An 18,911-nucleotide genomic window follows, 5' to 3' on the forward strand; every position below is an offset into this window, starting at 1 on the left:
CCGTGCCGATCCGTCGCCGCGCACGAGGGTTCCGTCCCCGGGTGGAACGTTTACCAACCCGTTACACGACACCACCCGGTACACGGCATGATCGGGAACGCACCGACGTCCACGAGGAGGACCATGGCCACGTTCACCCGCGGGTTCGGCGGTCGACGCGACGACCGCGACGACACCCGCATCCCGCCCGGTCAGACCCTGGTCCGCGACTGGCCCGTCCTGTCCGCCGGAGCGACGCCGGACATCGAACCGACCGACTGGGCCTTCTCGATCCGCACCGAGTCCGGCCTGCACCAGTGGACCTGGGACGAGGTGCACGCGCTCGGCGTCGAGGACGTCACCGTTGACATCCACTGCGTCACGCACTGGACCAAGCTCGACATGCCGTGGCGGGGCGTCCCGCTCGACCGCCTGTTCGAGGACGTCGAGACCGAACTCGACTACTGCACGGTGCACAGCTACGGCGGGTACACGACGAACGTCCCGCTCGACGAGCTGCTCGACGGCAAGTCATGGATAGCCTTCGAAGCGGACGGCGAGCCCCTGACGCCCGAGCACGGCGGTCCGGCCCGCCTGCTGGTACCCCACCTGTACTTCTGGAAGAGCGCCAAGTGGGTGCGCGGCATCGTCATGCAGTCCGACGACGAACCCGGCTTCTGGGAGAACGCGGGCTACAACCTGCACGGCGACCCGTGGAAGGAAGAGCGGTACTGGTGACGCTCCCCGACACCGGCCTGGAGGCACGGATCACCCCCGTCGTTCGTCCCGCTCCGCGCCGGCGGCCGGCCTGGCACCCCGCGACCGTCGCCTCCGTCGGCCGCGAGACGACGAACGCGCGCCGGATCGTCCTCGACGTCCCGACCTGGCCGGGCAACGACCCCGGGCAGCACCTGGACCTGCGACTGACCGCCGAGGACGGCTACCAAGCGCAGCGCTCGTACTCCATCGCGTCGGCCGGCGACGCGACCGACGTCGTGCTCGCCGTCGACCGGGTGGACGGCGGCGAGGTCTCCCCGTTCCTCGTCGACGCCGTCGAGGTCGGTGACGCGCTCGAGGTCCACGGGCCCCTCGGCGGCTGGTTCGTCTGGCGGCCGGGCGAGTCCGACCGCCCCGTGCAGCTCATCGCCGGCGGCTCCGGCATCGTGCCGCTCGTCGCGATGGTGACGGCCCACGCCGAAGTGGCCGACCCCGCTCCGTTCCGGCTCCTCGCCGCCGTCCGCACGCCCGAAGACGTCTTCTTCCGCGCGGAGGTCGAGCAGGCGCTCGCGAGCCGGGCACCGCTCGAGGTGACCCACGTGTACAGCCGCACCGCGCCTCCAGGCTCGTCCGTGCCGGCCGGACGGCTGACGCGGGACGCGCTCGCTGCCGCGGTGTTCCCGCCGGACGCGGGCGCCCTGGTCTACGTGTGCGGGTCGACGCCGTTCGTCGAGCAGGTGCTGCGCTGGCTCACCGAGCTCGGACACGACACGAGTGACGTGCGCGCCGAACGGTTCGGGGGCAACTGATGGTCGTCGTGGACGGCAACGCGCTGGCGGGGACGCTGGCCGACAGTCTGGGACCCGAGCCGACCGTGGTCGCCCTGCGCTGCGCCGGGTGCGGTTCGCTCGGGGTGCTCGGGCAGACCACCGTCTACCGCACCGCGATGGGCGCCGTCGCCCGCTGCCGCGGGTGCGACACGGTGCTCGTCACGGTCGTCGAGTCCGGAGCCCGGCGCTGGGTCGGGCTGCCGGGAGCACGCGCGATGGCGACCTCGATACCGGACGGAATCAATTAGCACAAGGCTCGATCGGCGGGTCGTTCGACATTCTTGCGGGTTCCCGCATCGTCGAATCCGAGGCCCACCCGAACGGGGGACGGCTCCGGATACATCCTCGGAACTGCGCCGGGCCACCCACCCGGCGCGTACCAGTGGGGGCACGGTCGCCCTCGCGCCGGTGGGCGCGGGAACCCGAACCCTGCGCCCGCCGGGTCCCCGAACGACGAAACCCCCGTCGCTCTGGTGAGCGATCGGGGGTTCCGGTGGTGCTTCGTTCGTGTGTGCTCGGTCGTGATCGACCCGAGCGGATGACGAGATTCGAACTCGCGACCCTCACCTTGGCAAGGTGATGCGCTACCACTGCGCCACATCCGCATTCCACACGCCGTGCTGGCCGTGCGGACATGACTCTACCTGATCATGGACGTCCGCACCGGTTCCGCGCTGGTTCCGGGCGTGTCCGGCGCGGCGCGGGCCGTCCGCCAGGCGGACGGAGTTCGATCAGTCCATGAGCTACGTGCACGACAATCCCGGCGGGACCGATGCCCACGGCGTCGACCTGGTCGACGGCGACGCCCCCGCGATCCGGATCCTGGTGCACGGCGACCTGCCGACCACCATCGAGCACGAGGGCCGCACCTGGCTCGCGACGGGCGACGCACACGACGCGGGCGACGACGACACCCCGCCGATCGCGATCTACCGCCCGGTCTGAACCGGCGCCGGGGCGACCCGGTCAGTGTCCGCGGACGTCACCTGTCAGGATCGCGTGCTCGACGCCCGCCGACAGCTCGTCGTGCAGGGCGTCCGCGAAGAACTCCCCCGCACCCAGGCTGATGAGGTGCGCGACCGCGGCCTCCGCGGCCGGGAACCCGGGCTCCCACTCGTCGTGCAGGAACGCGCGGACGTGTCCGGACTCGTGCACGACGACCACGCCGATGTGCTCGTGCCGGGTGCCGTCCTCGAGCACGGCGTCGAAGACGATGGGCTCGGTGTCCTCGCCGAGTTCCTCGAGCAGGACGGTGCCGGTGCCCGGCCACTCCGTCCGGTACGGCGGCAGGTCGGGTGCGTGCAGGTGCCCGGCGAGCTCGTCCGACGCCGACTCGATGTGTCCGGTGGACAGGTACTCGTCGACGACGTCGTGGATGCGGGCGTGCAGGTCCGGCTCGTACTGCCACCAGCGCTGGTGCACGGTGCGGAGCCACTCCTGGGTCGCCGCGTCGGCCGAGGCCGAGATCCCCACGAGCTGCGGGGCGGTCCCCGGCGAGCCGACGACCTCGAGCTGTTCGTCGTGCGTCTCGACCGTGATCGACCCGGTCGTCTCGTCCGGGTGCACGCCGTGGACGTCCTCGGGCGCCGCGGCCCAGATGCTGGCGGGGAGCTTCGGCGGCAGGTCGAACGGCACCGCGATCGCGGGCTGGGTCATCGCGTGGTCGATCGCGTCGCCGAGGTGCACCTCGTCCGAGCGCGACCCCATCACGATGCCACCGGCCGGCGGCACGAGGGACAGGCGTTCCAGGTCGTCGGGTGCAGCGTTCATCGAGGTGACCACCGCGGTGTCGGCCCACTGCACGAAGCCACCGGCTGACCGGTCGCCCTCGCCGAACGGCACGTCCCACACCGTCGGGTCGGCGAGGACCCACGATGCGGTGCGCCCGGCCGGTCCGTGGCGGACGGCATCGACGAGCGCCGGCACCAGGCCGGGCAGCCCCCGGTACGCCGGACGGACCGTGAGCCGGTCGACCGCGAGCAGGTCGGGCTTGCCGAGCATCTCGGCGGCGTGGGACTGCAACGAGAAGAACGTCTCCCCCGTCGCGTCCTGCGCGGCGACGGCCGACGCGAAGGACCCGGCGACGTCGGACACCTGGTACCCGAGCACCAGGGCCTCGAGCGACTCGGGCGCACGGCTCGTGAACGCCGTGACCTCGGCGACGGAGACCGCTTCGGTCTCGTCGTCGGTGATGGGGACGCGCACGTCGATCACCCACCGGTCGACGTCCTGCCCGGGGTAGGCGTCCCCGTCCTCGTCCGAGATGGTGATGTGGACGAGGCGCAGGGAACCGTCCCAGGCGTCGTGGACGTGCTGGGCGATGGCGGCATCGGAGTCGTCGGTCACGGACGCAACGGTACCGGTGTGCGCACCGGGACACCGCGCCACCGGGAGGCGCCGTACCCCCGGACGTGGTGGACTGTCCCTGACGGGGTTCCCCACGCCGGGCGGCGTGTCGCCCGGCTCATCGAGAGGACGTTGACGTGGACACGGACGCAGGGCGCGTTGCGGTGGTCGGCGGCGTGGTCGCGGCGATCGCGTTCGGCACGTCCCTGGCGCTCTACGGCTTCGGCCCGTTCGGGAACCTCCTGCTGGCGGCGTTCGCTGGCGCCCTCCTGGCGCTCATCGCCTTCATCGCCGCGCTCGTCGCCGGGGTGCTCACCCTCGCCGGTCTGCGGTGGGGACGACGGCCCGCCCGGTGGTGGGCCTCCCTGCTCGGAGCCGCGGGAGCCGGGGCGGTGACGGCGGTGCTCGCCGACGCAGCAGCCCTGGTCGACCCGTGGCTGATCACCCTCATCGCGACGCTGGTGATCGGCGTGCCGAACTGGTTCGTCGTGGCCCGCCGTGCACGCCGTCAGCCGTCCGGAGCCAGCCCGTCAGGACGCTGAGGAACTGAGCACGAACAGCGCGCCGGTGCGCCTTCCGGCGGACGATCGCCGCTCAGATCAGGGCGCGGGCGGCGAGCACGACGGCCGCTCCCCCGACGGTCAGTGCCGCGAGCACCGACAGCACCACCGCGACGGTGTCCCGACGGGCCGGGGCACTCGAGCGGACGGCACCGGCGACGAGCTGCTGAGCCGCCGCCAGGGACGCTGCGCTCCCGAGCGGCCGGTCGTCCTGGTCGAACGCCACGAACCGCTCACGGACGTGCAGCACGAGCCCGACGCAGGACCCGTGGTCGCGCGCCACCCACGACTTCGGCCCCTGCTGCTCCCACCGGACGGCGAGCATCAGGGGCCCGTGACCGGGACGCCGACCACCCGGACCGTCCTGAACCGGCTGACGTCACCTTCGTCACGCATGTCCGCCCGACCTTCCTGCAGGTCTCAACTGGTGCTGTGGTGCTGTGGTGCTGGCTGGTGCTGGCGGCCCGGGACCGCCCGTGCAGTGCGTCCTCGGCACAGGACTACACCCGAAGGTGAGCACTTGTCCACGTCCGATGCATGCGCATGAGGACGGTAGCGTGACCCGCCGGACGCCGAACCATCGGCGCTCGCGATCGCAGACCAGACGGAGGACCACGGTGCCAGCACTCGGAGACGGCCGCGCCGACGGTGTGTGGTGCACCCTCGGCGAATCCCGCACCACCGCGCAGATCGCGCAGAACGGGTTCGCCTGGCTCGGCCTCGACGCCCAGCACGGCGCCTTCGGCGACGCCACGCTCCTTGCGACGATGCCGGCCCTCGCCGCGGTCGCACCGCAGGTCCCCGTCGCCATCCGGGTCGCCGAGGGCTCGGACGCCGCGATCGGCAGGGCGCTCGACCTCGGCGCCGACATCGTGATCGTCCCGATGATCGAGACCGTCGAGCAGGCCGAGCACGCCGTCCGCGCCGCGCACTACCCACCGCGGGGTCGACGGAGCTGGGGGCCGATGGCGGGACTCTGGGGCGGCGCGGCACCGTCCGCCGCCGCTGCCGACCCCGAGGTGTGGGTGATGCTCGAGACACTCGAGGGGCTCCGTGCCGCCGAGCAGATCCTGGCGGTCCCGGGCGTCTCGGCGGTGTTCGTCGGTCCCTTCGACCTGTCGATCGGGCTCGGCATGGAACTGCCCGAGCTGCTCGAGGCCGACCGCGCCACGGACCCCCTCCCCGCGATCGTCGCCGCAGCCCGCCGCGCCGGCAAGCACACCGGTGCCTTCGCCGGCGACCTGGCCCGCGCCGAACGGCTCCGCGCACTCGGGTTCGACCGCGTCGCCGTCGTCACCGACGGGACCCTGCTCGCCCACGGTGCGGCCGCGGTGCTCGGTGCCGCAGCCACGGGTCGCACCTCGTACTGACCGGTCGTCAGCGGCGAAGTACTGACGGGCCGTCAGCGGCGACCGCACCAGCGAGCGGTTCACGTCCGCGTCCTCGACGCCGCTGAGAGGGCGTGCCCGCGCCCCGGTCCAGACTCGGTCGGGAACCCGAGCCGACCGCGACCGCAGAGAGGACGAGACACATGACCGACGTCTCCAGCCAACCGCCCGCCGAGGGCGACGACCGCCGCATCCTGACGAACCGCCAGGGCCACCCCGTCTACGACAACCAGAACCAGCGCACCGTCGGGGCGCGTGGCCCGGCGACGCTCGAGAACTACCAGTTCCTCGAGAAGATCAGCCACTTCGACCGCGAGCGCATCCCGGAACGGGTCGTGCACGCCCGCGGTGCCGTCGCCTTCGGGTACTTCGAGGCCACCGGCACGTGGGGTGACGAGCCCATCGCGCAGTACACCCGCGCGAAGCTGTTCCAGGAGCCTGGCAAGCGCACCGACCTGGCGATCCGGTTCTCCACCGTGATCGGCGGCCGTGATTCCTCGGAGGCTGCCCGCGACCCGCGCGGCTTCGCCGTGAAGTTCTACACCGAGGACGGCAACTGGGACCTCGTCGGCAACAACCTCGGCGTCTTCTTCATCCGCGACGCCATCAAGTTCCCCGACGTCATCCACTCCCTCAAGCCCGACCCCGTGACCTTCCGACAGGAACCGGCGCGCATCTTCGACTTCATGTCGCAGACCCCCGAGTCGATGCACATGCTGATGAACCTCTTCAGCCCTCGCGGGATCCCGGCGAACTACCGGACACAGCAGGGCTTCGGCGTGAACACCTACAAGTGGGTGAACGCCGACGGGGACACCAAGCTCGTCAAGTACCACTGGATCCCGTCGGTGGGCGTGTCCTCGATGACGGAGGCCGACGCCGCCGCGGTGCAGGCCGGTGACCTCGGGCACGCGTCGAAGGACCTGTACGAGGCGATCGAGCGCGGCGAGTACCCCGAGTGGGAGCTCCGCGTGCAGCTCATGGACGACCACGACCACCCGGAGCTCGACTTCGACCCGCTCGACGACACGAAGGTCTGGCCGGAGAACGAGTTCCCGCCGAAGCCCGTCGGCAAGATGGTCCTGAACCGCAACGTCACGAACCACTTCGCCGAGAACGAGCAGCTCTCGTTCGGCACCGGCGTGCTCGTCGACGGACTGGACTTCTCCGACGACAAGATGCTCGTCGGCCGCACGTTCTCGTACTCGGACACGCAGCGGTACCGCGTCGGGCCGAACTACCTGCAGCTGCCGGTGAACGCCCCGAAGAACGGCAACGTCGCGACGAACCAGCGCGACGGGCAGATGGCGTACCACCAGGACCACGGCGGCGAGAACCCGCACGTCAACTACGAGCCGTCGATCACCGGCGGCCTGCGCGAGGCGGAGTACCCCACCCACGACGACCAGGGGCCGGAGATCGTCGGACGCCTCACCCGCAAGCGCATCCCCCGGACGAACGACTACACGCAAGCGGGTCAGCGGTACCTGCTGCTGGAGGACTGGGAGCGCGACGACCTGGTCGCGAACTTCGTCGACCTCATCTCGCAGGCCGCCCGCCCCGTGCAGGAGCGCATGCTCTGGCACTTCTACATGGTCGAGGACGACCTGGGTCGTCGCGTCGGCGAGGGCCTCGGCATCACCCTCGAAGCGGTCAAGGACCTGCCACCGCTGCAGTCCCAGACACTCAGTGACGACGAACTCGCCCGCCTGGCGAACCTCGGGAACAACGGTCCCCGTGACGTCGAGGGGCTGATGATGACGCACTGTGTCCCCGACGAGCGCGCCGTGCGCGTCTGAGACGCGACCCCGTGACGGACGGGAGGCCCGGTGCCAGCTGGCACCGGGCCTCCCGTCCGTCTCCTCCGCACGCCCGAGCGCCGGGCGCGACGCGTGGATCAGGCCGGCTCGGGCGCGTCGAGGTCGCGCACGTCGAGGACGAAGCGGTAGCGCACGTCTCCGCGCGCGAGGCGCGCGAGTGCCGTGTCGGCCTGGGTGGCGGGCAGGACCTCGACGTCCGCGACGATGCCGTGCTCGCCTCAGAAGTCGAGCAGGTCCTGCGTCCAGCGGTGGCCGCCGCTGCCCGCCGACGCGAGGCGCTTGCGCCCGATCAGCAGGTCGGTCGTCGGGATCGTGACGGGGCCGAGGTACCCGATGCTGAAGAGCGTGCCGTCGAGGTCGAGCACGCCGAGGTACGGCGCCAGGTCGTGCTCCACGGCGACGGTGTCGAGCACGACGTCGAGGGAGCCGCGGGCCGCCTGCATCGCCGCCGGGTCGGTCGAGACGACGACGTGGTCGGCCCCGAGTCGCTCGGCGTCCGCCGCCTTCGCCGGGGTGGTCGTGAACGCGGTGACCTCGGCCCCGAGCGCTCGTCCGAGCCGGACGGCGAGGTGCCCCAGGCCCCCGATCCCGACCACACCGAGTCGCGTGCCGGCACCGACCCCTGCGGACCGCAGCGGTTCCCAGACCGTGATGCCGGCGCACATGAGCGGGGCCACCGCGGCGGGGTCCAGCCCGGCCGGACGGTGGTACACGAACCGGTCCCGCACGACGTACCGGCCGGCCCAGGCGCCGGCGGTGACGGAGCCGTCGACGCGGTCCCGGCCGGCGTAGGTCAGGGTGGGGAACTCGGCGCAGAAGTTCTCCTGTCCGCGTCGGCACATCGTGCAGGTGCCGCACGAGTCGACGATGTTCCCGACCGCGACCGGGTCACCCGGCCGGAAGTCCGTGACCGCTACTCCGACGGCCACGACCTCGCCCACGAACTCGTGCCCGGGGACGACCGGGAACGTCCCACCGTGGTCGGCTGGCGTGGCGAGGGCGTGCAGGTCGCTGTGGCACACCCCGCAGAACGTCACGCGCACGTCGACGTCGTCCGGGCGGAGGTCGCGTCGGCGGATCTGGGTGGGGTGGAGCGGATCACGGAGCGCGTCCGAGACGAGTGCGGTGGTGAGCATGGGACTGATACTACCTACTAGTTGGTAGCCCGCTACGCTGGATCTCGTGAGCACCGCCGACGACACCCGAGCACGCATCCTCGACGCGGCCACCACGGAGTTCGCCGCGCACGGCATCGCCGGGGCGCGCGTTGACCGGATCGCCGAGCGTTCCGGCATGAGCAAGCCGATGATCTACACGTACTTCGGCGGCAAGAGTGCGCTCTTCGACGCCGTCTTCCGCGCCCACGTCCTCGGCAACGGGGACCGGGTGCCGTTCGACGCCGCCGACCTGCCCGGGTACGCGGCACGGCTGTACGACGACTACCTGGCCGATCCGGCGCTCGTCCGCCTGCTCATGTGGAAGCGTCTCGAGCAGGACGGAGCGGGGTACCTGTACCCGGGGTTCGAAGAGCACGACGAGCAGCACCTCCGCGACATCGCAGCGGAGCAGGGCGCCGGACGGGTCCGTGACGACCTCGAGCCCGCGGACGTCTGGGCGCTGCTCGTCGCCAGCGCGGCGACCTGGGCCCAGGGGTCCATCACCGTGGTCGCGACGGCGGAGGACTCCCCCGCCGAGCACGACCGTCGGCGGCACGCGCTCGTGCGGTACGTCGAGGGCGCGCTGCGGCCACCCGGCTGAGCAGGGGCGATCTGACGCGTCGGAGTCGATCCGGACCGTCAGAGCTCGGTCGGCGCGTCCGCGTCGATCACGACGGCGAAGGCGGCGATCTCGTCGGCGACCGTGCCGGGTGCCTGCCACGCGGTGAAGTGCCCGCCGCGGTCGAGGTCGTGCCAGCTCCGGATGTCCCGGTACGTCCGTGCGCCGTACGACCGGGGCAGCCCGCGTTCACCGGTCTGCACGGCCACCGCGACCGGCACGTCGACGACCGGGAGCTCCGGTTGCCGGGGATGGTCGAGGTACGGGCGGAACGACGAGCCGATGCTCCGCGTGAACCAGTAGAGCGAGACCGTGCGCAGGAGCTCGTCGTCGGTCCACCACGACCCTTCGCCCGTCCAGGCCAGCAGCTTCTCGGTGATCCACGCGGCCAGCCCGAGCGGCGAGTCCGTGAGGGCCGCCGCCAGGATCTCGGGGCGGGTCGCCTGCACCTTCGCGTAGCCGAGACCACGCGCCCACTCGGCGTCGTGCTGACGGAGCCAAGCGGCCTCCTCGTCCGTGAGGTCCTGCGCGCGGGAGGGCGGCGGGAACGCGGCGTGCGTGGCGAACAACCCGAGGGTCGACTCCGGGTGCAGCGCCGCGAGCCAGTCGCTCGTCGTCGAGCCGACGTCCTCGCCGTACGTCAGGAAACGGTCGTAGCCGAGGGCCTCGGTCATGAGCCCGTGCATCAACTCGGCGACCACGGGCCCCGTGAAGGGACGGTCAGCCAGCGGTGCCGAGGCGCCGAAACCGGGCAGTGACGGGACGACGACGTCGAACCCCGCGGTCCGGCCTTCGGCGAGGTCGACCGTGCGTCCGGCGAGCTCACGGGCGAACGGGAGCATCTCGACGAAGGAGTACGGCCACCCGTGGATCGCGATGACGGGGATGCGCACCGTCGGACTCCCCGTCGCGGTCAGCCGGGCGAAGTGCAGTCGTTGGCCGTCGACCTCGGCCTGGAACTGCGGCACCGCGCCGAGCTCGTCCTCGACGCGGCGCCAGTCGAACGCGGACCGCCAGTGGTCGAGCAGGCCGTCCAGCCGTTCCATCGACAGCGCGCTGCCGGCGGCCGCGTCGCCGATGGGTTCGGGGACGCGCGCCCGCCGCAGACGGGACCGCAGGTCGGCGAGGTCGTCGTCGGACACCTGGAGGCGGATCGAACGCATGCGTCGGACGCTAGCGGTGTCGACCGACACTGCCGGGAACGCCACCAGAACGCGGGTGCTGCCCGTCGGTTGTTCGCCCCCTACGCTGGGCTGCGGCCACCCAGCCACCCCGGCCTCTGGCCTTCCTCGTTTCTGGCGAACGGACGATCGACGTGACCGACACCGCACCAGCCGCAGCGCGCATGATCGCACCGGCGGCCCCTGCACCCGTCCCGCCCCTGAGCCTGCTCGCGGTGGCGGCGATCGTCCTCGCGTTCCTCGCGCCGATCGGCGGCGTCGTCGTCGGGTTCATCGCCCGGCGCGACGTGCGGCTGACCGGCGACCGGGGCGACGGGATCGCGTTCGCAGCGATCCTGATCGGGGCGACGCTGACCTTGTTCGGGATCATCGTGCCGCTGTTCCTCGGCGGCGCCGGCCTCCTCGACCTGGATCTCCAGCTCTGAAGACTCGCCGCCGATCGCTACCCTGACGGGGTGGGGAACGAGGATGACGTCTCGACGCTGATCCGGCCGGCGACGCTCGCCGACGCGGACGCGATCGCCCACGTGCACACGACGTCGTGGCGGGAGACCTACGGGCGGTTCGTCGACGACCCGGACACGAACCCGTGGTTCGACACGGTACGGCGGGTCGGCATGTGGCGGTCGACGCTCGCGAGCCCGGATGTCCGAGGGGTTGTCCGGGTCGCCCTGGACAGCACGGGGATCGTCGGGTTCGCTGCGGTGCAGCCGACTCCCGAGCCGGACGCCGTCCGTCCCGAGGAACTGACGACGCTCTACGTCCTGGCGCGTGCGCACGGGACCGGAACCGGCCAGGCACTCTTCGACACCGTGCTCGCCGATCGCCCGGCGTCGCTGTGGGTGGCTGCGGACAACCCACGGGCGCACGCCTTCTACCGGCGGAACGGGTTCACACCCGACGGTGCGGAGTCGGCGTTCGGGCCCGTCCCGCGGACCGTCCGGCTGGTGCGCTGACGCGTCAGTCCGCCACGGGCGCGGAGATGTCCCAGACGGTGGTCTCCTCGTACTGCTCGGACCAGCCGCGGCGCATCCGGGCGACCGCACGGTCGAACGCGTCGACGACGTCGGTGTCCGGGGTCAGGAGCGCCTGCAGACGGATGCCGTCGTAGAGGGCGAGGAGCTGCTGCGCCCCGCGGATCGGGTCCATCGTCGCGGGCTCCCGGCCGGCCCGGACGTCCTCCTGCAGCGCGGTGCGGACGGTCTCGCGGAACTGCAGGTACGCCGACCGGTAGTAGTCGGCACCGTCCGTCGACGGGTCGGTCGAGATCGCGAGCGTCGCGGCGATCAGCCGCATGAGGGACGGGTCCTCGGCGTGGGCGGAGAGCAGCGCGTGCAGGAACGCCACCGTGCCCTTCTCGCCGGCGAGCGGCAGCAGCGGTGCCGACACCGCGCGGGTCCACCGCATCACGGCGGCGGCCAGCAGCGCGTGTTCGGAGGGGAACAGCTCGAGGATCTCGGCAGGGCGCATCCCCGACCGCGACGCGACACCGTCGAGTGAGAAGCGCGACAGGCCCCCGTCGTGGATGACCGCGATCGCACCGTTGATCGCCCGGGTGCGCGGGACCTCCTCGTCCGCGGCGTTCTGGTTCGTCAGCGGGGCCAGCGGGTGTTTCCGGAACCAGTCCAGCAGTGCGCGGGCCCGGGATGCGCCGAACGCCGAATCGGTCGGGCGACCTGCGCTGAACAGGTCGCTGAACCCCGGCACGTCGTGCATCAGCGGGTCGAGCGACTGGAACGCCATCGACCAGTCCGGGAACGAGCGCTGGGTGATCGGTTCGTCGAGCAACACCCGCACGTTCGTGTGCCGCGGATCGGCCCGGACCTGCTCGAAGCGCTGCCGGACGACGTCGTCCTCACCCTCGATGATCCCGATGCAGTTGTCGTCGCGGTGCGCGAGCATGCCCGTGACGCCGAGTCGTGTGTTCTTCTCGCGGCCGACCGCCAGGATCTGGGCGAGCTCGGAATCCGTGATCGGACGGGTCTGGGTACTGGTGTAGACGAGCGATCGCATCGTTCTGCTTCCTGGTCGGACGGTCCACCGGTGGGAGGGAGGTGCCGCCGTGTCGAACCCGAATCGACGCGACGGCACCTCGTGATCACCGTAACCAGCGGCGACCACCTTCACTGCGACGCGAGACGGTCCGTGGCTGCTCGGCACCCGGAGGATGCCGACCTCTGAATGGAACCATCCCGGGCATGATCAGCGGTACCCCCACAACGGGGAACGCACGTTCTCCGGATGGGTACCGCGGTGGCGTCAGTTCGCGCGGTCGCCCTGTGCTGGAGTCTCGACGATGCGCTCGCCCGTCGTCGGGTCCCATCCGATCGTGCGCGGTTCCGCCGCCCGTGCGCGTCGCTCCTCACGCGGGAAGAACGGTCGAGCGCTCGGCAGGTAGCTGAGCACCGCCGCGACGATGACGCACACGGCGGGGAGGAGACGCCAGTCCACCCCGACGGCAGGGACGTCGGCCCCCGAGTTGCAGGCGGCGATGCCGGCCACGATCGCGAGCCACAGTCGTGCCGTCCCGGATCCACGGCCCATCCGCGACGCCAGCCACACGAGCAGGGCCGACCAGGCGAGGACGACGACGAGTCCGACGGACGCCCCGAGGATCGCGCCGCCGGCACTGCGCACGGACTCGACGATGCCGGGGGCGGCGACCACGAGACTGACGGCCACGGACACCCACCAGAGCGTGACGGCGATCGTGACGACCCTCGGACGTGTGCGCTGCGTCGTGTCGTGTTCCATCCGTGTTCCCCCGTCGTCCCGCCGGTTGCGGCCCGACGATCCTACGGTGACCGACGCGGTGCTCCGGTGCCGCGGGACCGACGGAGGATCACCAGTCCGACGGTCAGCCCGACTGCCGCCAGCGCAGGGGTTGCGAACCACCCGAGGAGGATCGGGATCACGCGGTCGGTCGGAGCCTCGATGCCGAGGAGCAGGCGGAGCACCAGGAGCGGGAGCACGACGGTCGCCACCCAGGAGACGGTCACCAGGACGGTGAGCAGGATGACGGCTCCCCGATGCGGAGCCGTCCCGGGAGCGTTGACCATGCAGCCATCCAACCAGTGGGCCGGTGCCGACGGACTACGGCCGGTAGTCCTCGGGGCGGGGCCGGTGCTCCGCTGCGTGGGAGTCGGTGAACGGCTTCGCGCCCCGCATCCCGCCGATCGTCCACGCGACCGTCGTGAGCAACGCGCCCAGCCCTCGTGCCACTGCGCCCAGGATCCTCATGGTGCCCCCTCGTGGAACGGACCCGGTGGTCCGTCCCGTAGCGGAGAGCGTACGCGTTCTGGCCGGTCGGCCCACGGGCTACTCGTCCTGGTGGTCGGCAGCCTTCGACGGCAGCCGCGACGCCACGAGCGTCCCGACCAGCGCCACCACCGCGAACGCCGCGAACCCGAACGGCAGCCCGATCGCGCTGCCGACACCGCCGACGACGAGCGGCCCGACGGCGTCCCCGGTCTCACGGCCGAGCTCCGCTGAGCCCATCGTGCGTCCGAGCCGTTCCGGCGACGTCGTCCCGGCGAGGTGGGCGAACGCGACCGGCGTCAACGTGGCGACGCCAGCACCGGCCAGCAGCGCCGCGATGAAGACCGCGACCGCGGACGGTGCCACGGCGACGACCAGGAACGCTGTGGCGACCGCGGCCGTCCCGGCGACACCAGCCACCCCGGTGCCGAGGCGCCCGGCGTCGTGCAGTCGACCGGCGACGGGCTGCACGAGCGACGACGTCACCGCGAGGACCGCGACGGCGAGCGTCGCCACGAGGAGCGGGATGCCGACCTCGCTGCCGAGCGCCGGGAGCATGCCGGTCAGGGCGCCGATCGCCGCGCTGCCCACGGCCAGGACCACGACCGGGACGAGGAACTGCCGGTCGGTGGCTGCCCGGACCATCACCGCGAACGTGGCCCGCTGACGAGGCAGCGGCACGATCGGCTCGACGGCGACCAGCACCGCGACCGCCGTCACGAGGGCCATCACCACCAGGATCCCGAACAGCCACTGGGTGCTGCCGACCTGCACCACGAGGGCCCCGATGACCGGTCCGCCGGCGTACCCGAGTCCCTTCCAGGAGCCGTACCGGCCGAAGTAGGTCCCCCGGCGGTGCACCGGCACGAGCCGAGCGACCGCTGCGGACGACGCCGGCGAGAACGCGGAGGCACCGGCACCCTGCAGCAGACGCGCGAGCCCGAGCCAGAACGGTCCGGCGCCGAAGACCCCGATGAGCGAGGCCGCGGCGAAGACGACCAGACCGCCGACGATCACCGGGCGCGGCCCGATCCGGTCGGACAGTGCGCCGAAGACCGGCTTCAGGACGAGTTCGGCGACGTCGTACAGCGCGAGGAACACCCCGAGCCAGGCCAACGTCAGACCGAGCTCGAGGTGCTCGCCACCGACGGCCGCGGCGATGCCGTTCGCCCCGAAGGCGGTCACGAACCCGGCGGCGTACAGCGGCGCGAGGCGCGGGGTCGAGGTCGTCGTCTCGGCGGTCACGTGACCACCATGGCCGACCGCGCGCCGGACCACCAGCGAGGTCAGTGCGTGTCGGTCACCCCGCCGCGCACGAAGGTCGAGTGCACCGTGTCGTCCGTGAGCGTGCACGTGTAGATCGCCCACTCGTCAGTGTGCCCGTCGACGAACCGTGCGATCGGGTAGACCAGCTGGTAGTCATCGGCGGCCGCGTACCCCGAGGGCTCGGCCGTGAACTCCAGGACGACCCCGGCATCGGCGGCCCCCTTGTTGCACTCGTCGAAGATGTGCTGCGCGAGCGCGGAACGTGTCGGCGTGGCAGTCGGCTGCTCGGTCGGCGCGGTCGTCGGTGCGGTCGTGGGTGCCGGCGCGCTGGTCGTCGTCGGGGCCGTCGTCGGCGCAGCGGCGGTGGTGGTGGCCGCCTGCGTCGGGCTCGGCGATCCCGACCCTTCCGCCGGGGAGGCCGTGCATCCGGCGAGGGCCGCGAGGACGGTGCCGGCCGCGGCGGCAGCGATGACGAAACGGGTGCTGTTGCGCATGATGGGACTCCTTCGGGGTGGTGGTGCTCTCCCTGAGGAGTGTCGTGAACAGCCCCGATCCTGACGGCCCGGGTACTCATCGTCGCCGAGCACGCGCAGCGTGAGCAGCGGCAGCACCAGGGCGGCCGTCCAGGCGACGATCACCGGGACGGTCAGCAGGACCACGGCGCCACGGTGCTCCGCCGTCCCGGGAGCGTTCGACATGCAGCCGTCCGACCAGCCGAGCGGTCCGGTCCGCGCTGGGAACGGTGGTCCGCACGACGTGGTGGGAGCGCCGCTGGGTGGGAGTCGGTGAACGGCTTTGCATCCGCCTGGAGGGTCGTTCCGCGTGACGTGGAGAGGGGTCAGGCCGACCTCGTCTCGCCGGCCCGGTCGTCGTAGGCCGCGTCCAGATCACCCTGCGCCGCGGCGCGGACCCGCCCATGCAGGTCCACGAGTGCGTCGAGGTCGACGGTGGCGAGGTCCGTCGAGGCCTGTTCGAGCACCAGGTCTGCCTGGCGGAGGAGTTCCTTGCCCTGCTCCGCGTGCTCCTGCGCCGCCGCACAGTCGCGGAGCATGCGGAGCAGCCCGCCCAGCACGATCGGTTCAGAGGACCCGTAGCGGCGAACCGGGCCGCAGACGAGGTCGAGCCAGTACCGCAGGTCGCGGTCCAGCACCACGACACGCAGGGCTTCGGTACGGTCACCCAGTGCGCGTGAGCCCTCGACGACGCGCTCCAGCCGCACGAGGAGATCCGCGCAGTACCCGATGGCGTGCACGGCGGTCACCGGGTCGTTGATGGCCGGTGAGACGGCCTTCACGGCGATGTCGGTCAGCTGGCGGAAACCGTACGCGATGTCCTGCTCCATGGTCCGCTCGTACCCGACCTCGACCGCCCGTTGCACCGCATCCGGTGCGACAACGGGGGCGTCGGCCCCCCAGACGCGGGCGATCGGCGACCCCACGGTCACGTGGTCTCCGGGCATCACCCGGAGTTGCACGACGAGGCCCTCCCGCTGGGCGGTACGAGCGAGTTCCTCGGCGTGCACCCGCCGGACGAAGCCCGTGTGCGCGGCACGGACGTCGCAGTCCGGTGCCCGGCCCGGAACGGTGGGGTCGGCCTCCGGGTGGCCCCGTTCCCGTCCCGACGCACGCCCGGACCCGTACGTCGACGCGATCATCGCCGCGGTCTCGACGTGGACGGCCCGCATGAGCGAATCGATCCGGAGGGAACGCACGATGTGCCCGACGAAGGCGATGAGTGCCCCGGCGGAGGCGATCCCGAGGACGAAGACCAGCGCGAGGGCGAGCGCCGGCAGCGACCGGTCCCCGATGCCGAGCACGCACGTGACGGCCGACACGAACGTGGACAGCAGGATCGCGAGCACCACCTGGGTCACACGATCGCGAGCGAACTCCCTGAGTAGTCGCGGCGAGAACTGCTGCGATGACAGCTGCAGCGCGACGATGGTCAGCGAGAAGGTCACCGTCACCGCGGCCATCACGCTGGACGCGACGACCTGCAGCAGCACGGCCGCGGAGTCCTGACCACCCGGCCAGTGCCAGCCCGTCCACGTCGGCGGCACGGCGAGCAGGAGCAGGGTCGTGACGAGGGCCGCCGCCGCCCAGACGGAGGGCCAGAACCACAGCGCCGCACGGGCGCTCTCCCGGGTGACGTGGCGGACGGCGATATGACCGGACATGCGTTCCACAGTGCGGACGACCGCCTCAGGGTGCGTGCAGGAGCCGCGCGGAGTGGCTGCCGATCCGCGCGACATCCGCCCGTGGTCCGCCCGCGATCCGCCCGCGATCCGGGAAGCGAACCACGCGCACGTTCTCCGAAGGCGCCCTCATCATCGGGGTGGTCTCGTGGACCGATGAGCACCATCGAGCAGACCCCGCCGCCCCTGGAGGCACTGGACGATGTCGAGCAGTTGATCCGGACGAGCACCGAGCCGCTGTACGTGCGCGTCTCCGAGGGGCCGGCCGCGGATGCGAGCGAATCGAGCCGCGACCACGAGAGCGGCCTCGAGCTGCCGGGCCTGTCCGTGAACCCGCTCTCGCCCGAGCCGTGGTGGACCCGTCCGCTCCGCGACTGGATCAGTCGACAGCTGCGGCAGTACGAGCACCTCCGACACCACGGCGGGGGACGACGCGCCTGGGTCCCGCTGGGCGGGTGGTCGGACACGGCCCCGACTGCGAGCCGCTCGTCCGGAGCGTGCGGCCGGTCGCCATCGTGTCCGACCGGGCGGTCGACGAGGCTGGCGTCGTGTACCGGTCCCGGTTCTCGGTCGCGGACGACGGCTGACCGTCCGCCGTGCACGAGGCCCGGCACCAGGAGCACCTCGATGCCCGTTCGGCCGATGCGTGGCAACGTCGGAGGCATGCGAGGCGACATCGAGACGTACCACCAGAACGGGCAGTGGCAGAGCAAGGTCGAGGGCACCGACGACGTGTTCGGCGTGGCGCGCACGAAGCGCGACGCCGTGGTGCTCGGTCGGGACCGGGCGCGGGCGCAGAAGGTCGAACACATCATCCGCAACGAGGACGGCACCATCCACGAGCGCTCCACGTACGGCCACGATCCGCGGAACATCCCCGGCTGATCACAGCGCGAACGACGAAACCCCCGGCCGAGGCCGGGGGTTCCAGGTGGTGGGCGATACTGGGATCGAACCAGTGACCTCTTCCGTGTCAGGGAAGCGCGCTACCGCTGCGCCAATCGCCCAAGTCCCTGCGTGGACCGGAGTCCATCAAGGTCTTGGAGGGTGGATCTGGAGGTGGGGACGGGATTCGAACCCGCGTGGACGGCTTTGCAGGCCGCTGCCTAGCCTCTCGGCCACCCCACCATCGAGGTTCACGTCTCCGTGAGTACCCGAACGGTGGGATACCCTCTGGTGAGTCGCGGGCCTTCGAGAAGACCCACACTCGAGCGGATGACGAGATTCGAACTCGCGACCCTCACCTTGGCAAGGTGATGCGCTACCACTGCGCCACATCCGCACTTGTCGTTCCGCTGTCGCGGCGACGACGTAAACTCTATACGCACCGGGGTGCTTCCACCAAAATCCTCCCCGTTCACCGGGCGTGTCCCCCGAGTTCATGCGGATCGGGGCGGTTCGACACCCCCTGCGGACAGCTCGCCACACCCGGGCAGCGCGACGTGTTCGATGCACCGCCGGACTTCCGCTAGTATCGATCCGCACGAACAGTGCAGGGGGCGATTGGCGCAGTTGGTAGCGCGCTTCGTTCACACCGAAGAGGTCATCAGTTCGAGTCTGGTATCGCCCACACAGCAACACGAACACCACCGACAA

22 protein-coding genes, 5 tRNA genes and 1 pseudogene are annotated in these 18,911 nt (G+C 71.6%); 13 read left to right on the forward strand and 15 right to left on the reverse strand.

Annotated features, from left to right (window positions below):
- Positions 1-123: 123 nt before the first annotated feature.
- Genes KK087_RS10460 through KK087_RS10470 form a run of 3 tightly spaced genes read left to right on the forward strand, consistent with a single transcriptional unit; the run spans position 124 to position 1,774 of the window.
- Positions 124-717, forward strand: coding sequence for a molybdopterin-dependent oxidoreductase (locus KK087_RS10460; RefSeq protein WP_214565099.1), 594 nt, complete (start codon positions 124-126; stop codon positions 715-717).
- A complete protein-coding gene (locus KK087_RS10465; protein WP_214565101.1) occupies positions 714-1,505 on the forward strand; it encodes a ferredoxin reductase in 792 nt (263 codons plus the stop codon). The genes KK087_RS10460 and KK087_RS10465 overlap by 4 nt, the downstream gene beginning before the upstream one ends.
- Positions 1,505-1,774: a DUF6510 family protein gene (locus tag KK087_RS10470; RefSeq protein ID WP_214565103.1), complete on the forward strand. Its 270-nt coding sequence runs from the start codon at positions 1,505-1,507 to the stop codon at positions 1,772-1,774. Before KK087_RS10465 ends, KK087_RS10470 begins: the two co-directional genes overlap by 1 nt.
- A 285-nt stretch (positions 1,775-2,059) precedes the next feature.
- Here KK087_RS10470 and KK087_RS10475 read toward each other — a convergent pair.
- Positions 2,060-2,131 (reverse strand) — tRNA-Gly (locus tag KK087_RS10475).
- 133 nt (positions 2,132-2,264) lie between these two features.
- Between KK087_RS10475 and KK087_RS10480 the strand changes: the two genes are divergently transcribed.
- Entirely contained in the window at positions 2,265-2,471 is a 207-nt protein-coding gene (locus KK087_RS10480; protein ID WP_214565105.1) for a hypothetical protein, read from the forward strand.
- 21 nt (positions 2,472-2,492) lie between these two features.
- Here KK087_RS10480 and KK087_RS10485 read toward each other — a convergent pair whose 3' ends face one another.
- Positions 2,493-3,872 (reverse strand): hypothetical protein, encoded by a 1,380-nt coding sequence (locus KK087_RS10485; protein ID WP_214565107.1) that lies wholly within the window; start codon positions 3,870-3,872, stop codon positions 2,493-2,495.
- A 137-nt stretch (positions 3,873-4,009) separates the two neighbouring features.
- Between KK087_RS10485 and KK087_RS10490 the strand changes: the two genes are divergently transcribed.
- Entirely contained in the window at positions 4,010-4,414 is a 405-nt protein-coding gene (locus KK087_RS10490; protein WP_214565109.1) for a hypothetical protein, read from the forward strand.
- Positions 4,415-4,466: 52 nt separating this feature from the next.
- On the opposite strand, the gene KK087_RS10495 is transcribed toward KK087_RS10490, so the two are convergent.
- Complete coding sequence (locus KK087_RS10495; RefSeq protein WP_214565111.1) at positions 4,467-4,757, reverse strand: hypothetical protein; 291 nt, start codon at positions 4,755-4,757, stop codon at positions 4,467-4,469.
- A 292-nt stretch (positions 4,758-5,049) separates the two neighbouring features.
- On the opposite strand from KK087_RS10495, the gene KK087_RS10500 reads away from it, so the two are divergent.
- Positions 5,050-5,802 carry an HpcH/HpaI aldolase family protein gene (locus KK087_RS10500; protein WP_214565119.1) on the forward strand — a complete coding sequence of 251 codons (753 nt, stop codon included), beginning with the start codon at positions 5,050-5,052 and terminating at the stop codon, positions 5,800-5,802.
- 161 nt (positions 5,803-5,963) lie between these two features.
- Positions 5,964-7,619, forward strand: a complete 1,656-nt coding sequence (locus tag KK087_RS10505) for a catalase (protein WP_214565121.1) — start codon at positions 5,964-5,966, stop codon at positions 7,617-7,619.
- A 239-nt stretch (positions 7,620-7,858) separates the two neighbouring features.
- Here KK087_RS10505 and KK087_RS10510 read toward each other — a convergent pair whose 3' ends face one another.
- A complete protein-coding gene (locus KK087_RS10510) occupies positions 7,859-8,776 on the reverse strand; it encodes an NAD(P)-dependent alcohol dehydrogenase (protein WP_250901002.1) in 918 nt (305 codons plus the stop codon).
- 46 nt (positions 8,777-8,822) lie between these two features.
- Between KK087_RS10510 and KK087_RS10515 the strand changes: the two genes are divergently transcribed.
- A complete protein-coding gene (locus KK087_RS10515; RefSeq protein ID WP_307860037.1) occupies positions 8,823-9,398 on the forward strand; it encodes a TetR/AcrR family transcriptional regulator in 576 nt (191 codons plus the stop codon).
- Between the two features lie 38 nt (positions 9,399-9,436).
- Here the strand turns inward: KK087_RS10515 and KK087_RS10520 are convergent, their stop codons facing one another.
- The gene (locus KK087_RS10520; protein ID WP_214544330.1) at positions 9,437-10,579 is read right to left on the reverse strand and encodes an epoxide hydrolase family protein; all 1,143 of its coding nucleotides are present in this window, start codon (positions 10,577-10,579) and stop codon (positions 9,437-9,439) included.
- Positions 10,580-10,731: 152 nt separating this feature from the next.
- On the opposite strand from KK087_RS10520, the gene KK087_RS10525 reads away from it, so the two are divergent.
- On the forward strand, positions 10,732-11,022 hold the full coding sequence (locus KK087_RS10525) for a hypothetical protein (RefSeq protein WP_214565122.1): 291 nt from the start codon (positions 10,732-10,734) through the stop codon (positions 11,020-11,022).
- Between the two features lie 30 nt (positions 11,023-11,052).
- Positions 11,053-11,553, forward strand: a complete 501-nt coding sequence (locus KK087_RS10530) for a GNAT family N-acetyltransferase (protein ID WP_214565125.1) — start codon at positions 11,053-11,055, stop codon at positions 11,551-11,553.
- 4 nt (positions 11,554-11,557) lie between these two features.
- On the opposite strand, the gene KK087_RS10535 is transcribed toward KK087_RS10530, so the two are convergent.
- The 7 genes from KK087_RS10535 to KK087_RS10560 all read right to left on the reverse strand — a co-directional run bounded on the left by KK087_RS10535 (position 11,558) and on the right by KK087_RS10560 (position 17,297).
- Positions 11,558-12,610 (reverse strand): BLUF domain-containing protein, encoded by a 1,053-nt coding sequence (locus KK087_RS10535; RefSeq protein ID WP_214565127.1) that lies wholly within the window; start codon positions 12,608-12,610, stop codon positions 11,558-11,560.
- A 246-nt stretch (positions 12,611-12,856) separates the two neighbouring features.
- Positions 12,857-13,351, reverse strand: a complete 495-nt coding sequence (locus KK087_RS10540) for a hypothetical protein (RefSeq protein WP_214530377.1) — start codon at positions 13,349-13,351, stop codon at positions 12,857-12,859.
- A 41-nt stretch (positions 13,352-13,392) separates the two neighbouring features.
- Positions 13,393-13,656, reverse strand: coding sequence for a hypothetical protein (locus KK087_RS10545; protein ID WP_214530378.1), 264 nt, complete (start codon positions 13,654-13,656; stop codon positions 13,393-13,395).
- Positions 13,657-13,690: 34 nt separating this feature from the next.
- Positions 13,691-13,819, reverse strand: a complete 129-nt coding sequence (locus KK087_RS17665; RefSeq protein ID WP_284732968.1) for a hypothetical protein — start codon at positions 13,817-13,819, stop codon at positions 13,691-13,693.
- A gap of 96 nt (positions 13,820-13,915) precedes the next feature.
- Entirely contained in the window at positions 13,916-15,100 is a 1,185-nt protein-coding gene (locus KK087_RS10550; protein ID WP_214565129.1) for an MFS transporter, read from the reverse strand.
- A gap of 41 nt (positions 15,101-15,141) precedes the next feature.
- The gene (locus KK087_RS10555) at positions 15,142-15,615 is read right to left on the reverse strand and encodes a hypothetical protein (protein WP_214565131.1); all 474 of its coding nucleotides are present in this window, start codon (positions 15,613-15,615) and stop codon (positions 15,142-15,144) included.
- Positions 15,616-15,959: 344 nt separating this feature from the next.
- Positions 15,960-17,297 carry a DUF2254 domain-containing protein gene (locus tag KK087_RS10560; protein ID WP_214565133.1) on the reverse strand — a complete coding sequence of 446 codons (1,338 nt, stop codon included), beginning with the start codon at positions 17,295-17,297 and terminating at the stop codon, positions 15,960-15,962.
- 174 nt (positions 17,298-17,471) lie between these two features.
- Here KK087_RS10560 and KK087_RS10565 point away from each other — a divergent pair.
- Both KK087_RS10565 and KK087_RS10570 read left to right on the forward strand, forming a co-directional pair.
- Positions 17,472-17,902: pseudogene (locus KK087_RS10565) on the forward strand (DUF6098 family protein).
- A 76-nt stretch (positions 17,903-17,978) separates the two neighbouring features.
- Positions 17,979-18,200, forward strand: coding sequence for a DUF2188 domain-containing protein (locus KK087_RS10570; RefSeq protein WP_214565135.1), 222 nt, complete (start codon positions 17,979-17,981; stop codon positions 18,198-18,200).
- A gap of 47 nt (positions 18,201-18,247) precedes the next feature.
- Here KK087_RS10570 and KK087_RS10575 read toward each other — a convergent pair.
- The 3 genes from KK087_RS10575 to KK087_RS10585 all read right to left on the reverse strand — a co-directional run bounded on the left by KK087_RS10575 (position 18,248) and on the right by KK087_RS10585 (position 18,597).
- A tRNA-Val gene (locus KK087_RS10575) sits at positions 18,248-18,322 on the reverse strand.
- Positions 18,323-18,369: 47 nt separating this feature from the next.
- Positions 18,370-18,443 (reverse strand) — tRNA-Cys (locus KK087_RS10580).
- Positions 18,444-18,525: 82 nt separating this feature from the next.
- A tRNA-Gly gene (locus KK087_RS10585) sits at positions 18,526-18,597 on the reverse strand.
- A 215-nt stretch (positions 18,598-18,812) separates the two neighbouring features.
- On the opposite strand from KK087_RS10585, the gene KK087_RS10590 reads away from it, so the two are divergent.
- Positions 18,813-18,885 (forward strand) — tRNA-Val (locus KK087_RS10590).
- The last annotated feature ends 26 nt before the right edge of the window (positions 18,886-18,911 follow it).

It is taken from the genome of Curtobacterium aurantiacum, assembly GCF_018598555.1.
Lineage (GTDB): Bacteria > Actinomycetota > Actinomycetes > Actinomycetales > Microbacteriaceae > Curtobacterium > Curtobacterium aurantiacum.

Excerpts from the sequence above, each read along its gene's own strand:
- KK087_RS10460 (WP_214565099.1), top strand. The coding sequence starts at position 124 with ATGGCCACGTTCACCCGCGGGTTCGGCGGTCGACGCGACGACCGCGAC.
- KK087_RS10470 (WP_214565103.1), top strand. The coding sequence starts at position 1,505 with ATGGTCGTCGTGGACGGCAACGCGCTGGCGGGGACGCTGGCCGACAGT.
- KK087_RS10480 (WP_214565105.1), top strand. The coding sequence starts at position 2,265 with ATGAGCTACGTGCACGACAATCCCGGCGGGACCGATGCCCACGGCGTC.
- KK087_RS10495 (WP_214565111.1), bottom strand. The coding sequence starts at position 4,757 with ATGCTCGCCGTCCGGTGGGAGCAGCAGGGGCCGAAGTCGTGGGTGGCG.
- KK087_RS10505 (WP_214565121.1), top strand. The coding sequence starts at position 5,964 with ATGACCGACGTCTCCAGCCAACCGCCCGCCGAGGGCGACGACCGCCGC.
- KK087_RS10510 (WP_250901002.1), bottom strand. The coding sequence starts at position 8,776 with ATGCTCACCACCGCACTCGTCTCGGACGCGCTCCGTGATCCGCTCCAC.
- KK087_RS10520 (WP_214544330.1), bottom strand. The coding sequence starts at position 10,579 with ATGCGTTCGATCCGCCTCCAGGTGTCCGACGACGACCTCGCCGACCTG.
- KK087_RS10535 (WP_214565127.1), bottom strand. The coding sequence starts at position 12,610 with ATGCGATCGCTCGTCTACACCAGTACCCAGACCCGTCCGATCACGGAT.
- KK087_RS10540 (WP_214530377.1), bottom strand. The coding sequence starts at position 13,351 with ATGGAACACGACACGACGCAGCGCACACGTCCGAGGGTCGTCACGATC.
- KK087_RS10545 (WP_214530378.1), bottom strand. The coding sequence starts at position 13,656 with ATGGTCAACGCTCCCGGGACGGCTCCGCATCGGGGAGCCGTCATCCTG.
- KK087_RS10555 (WP_214565131.1), bottom strand. The coding sequence starts at position 15,615 with ATGCGCAACAGCACCCGTTTCGTCATCGCTGCCGCCGCGGCCGGCACC.
- KK087_RS10560 (WP_214565133.1), bottom strand. The coding sequence starts at position 17,297 with ATGTCCGGTCATATCGCCGTCCGCCACGTCACCCGGGAGAGCGCCCGT.
- KK087_RS10570 (WP_214565135.1), top strand. The coding sequence starts at position 17,979 with ATGCGAGGCGACATCGAGACGTACCACCAGAACGGGCAGTGGCAGAGC.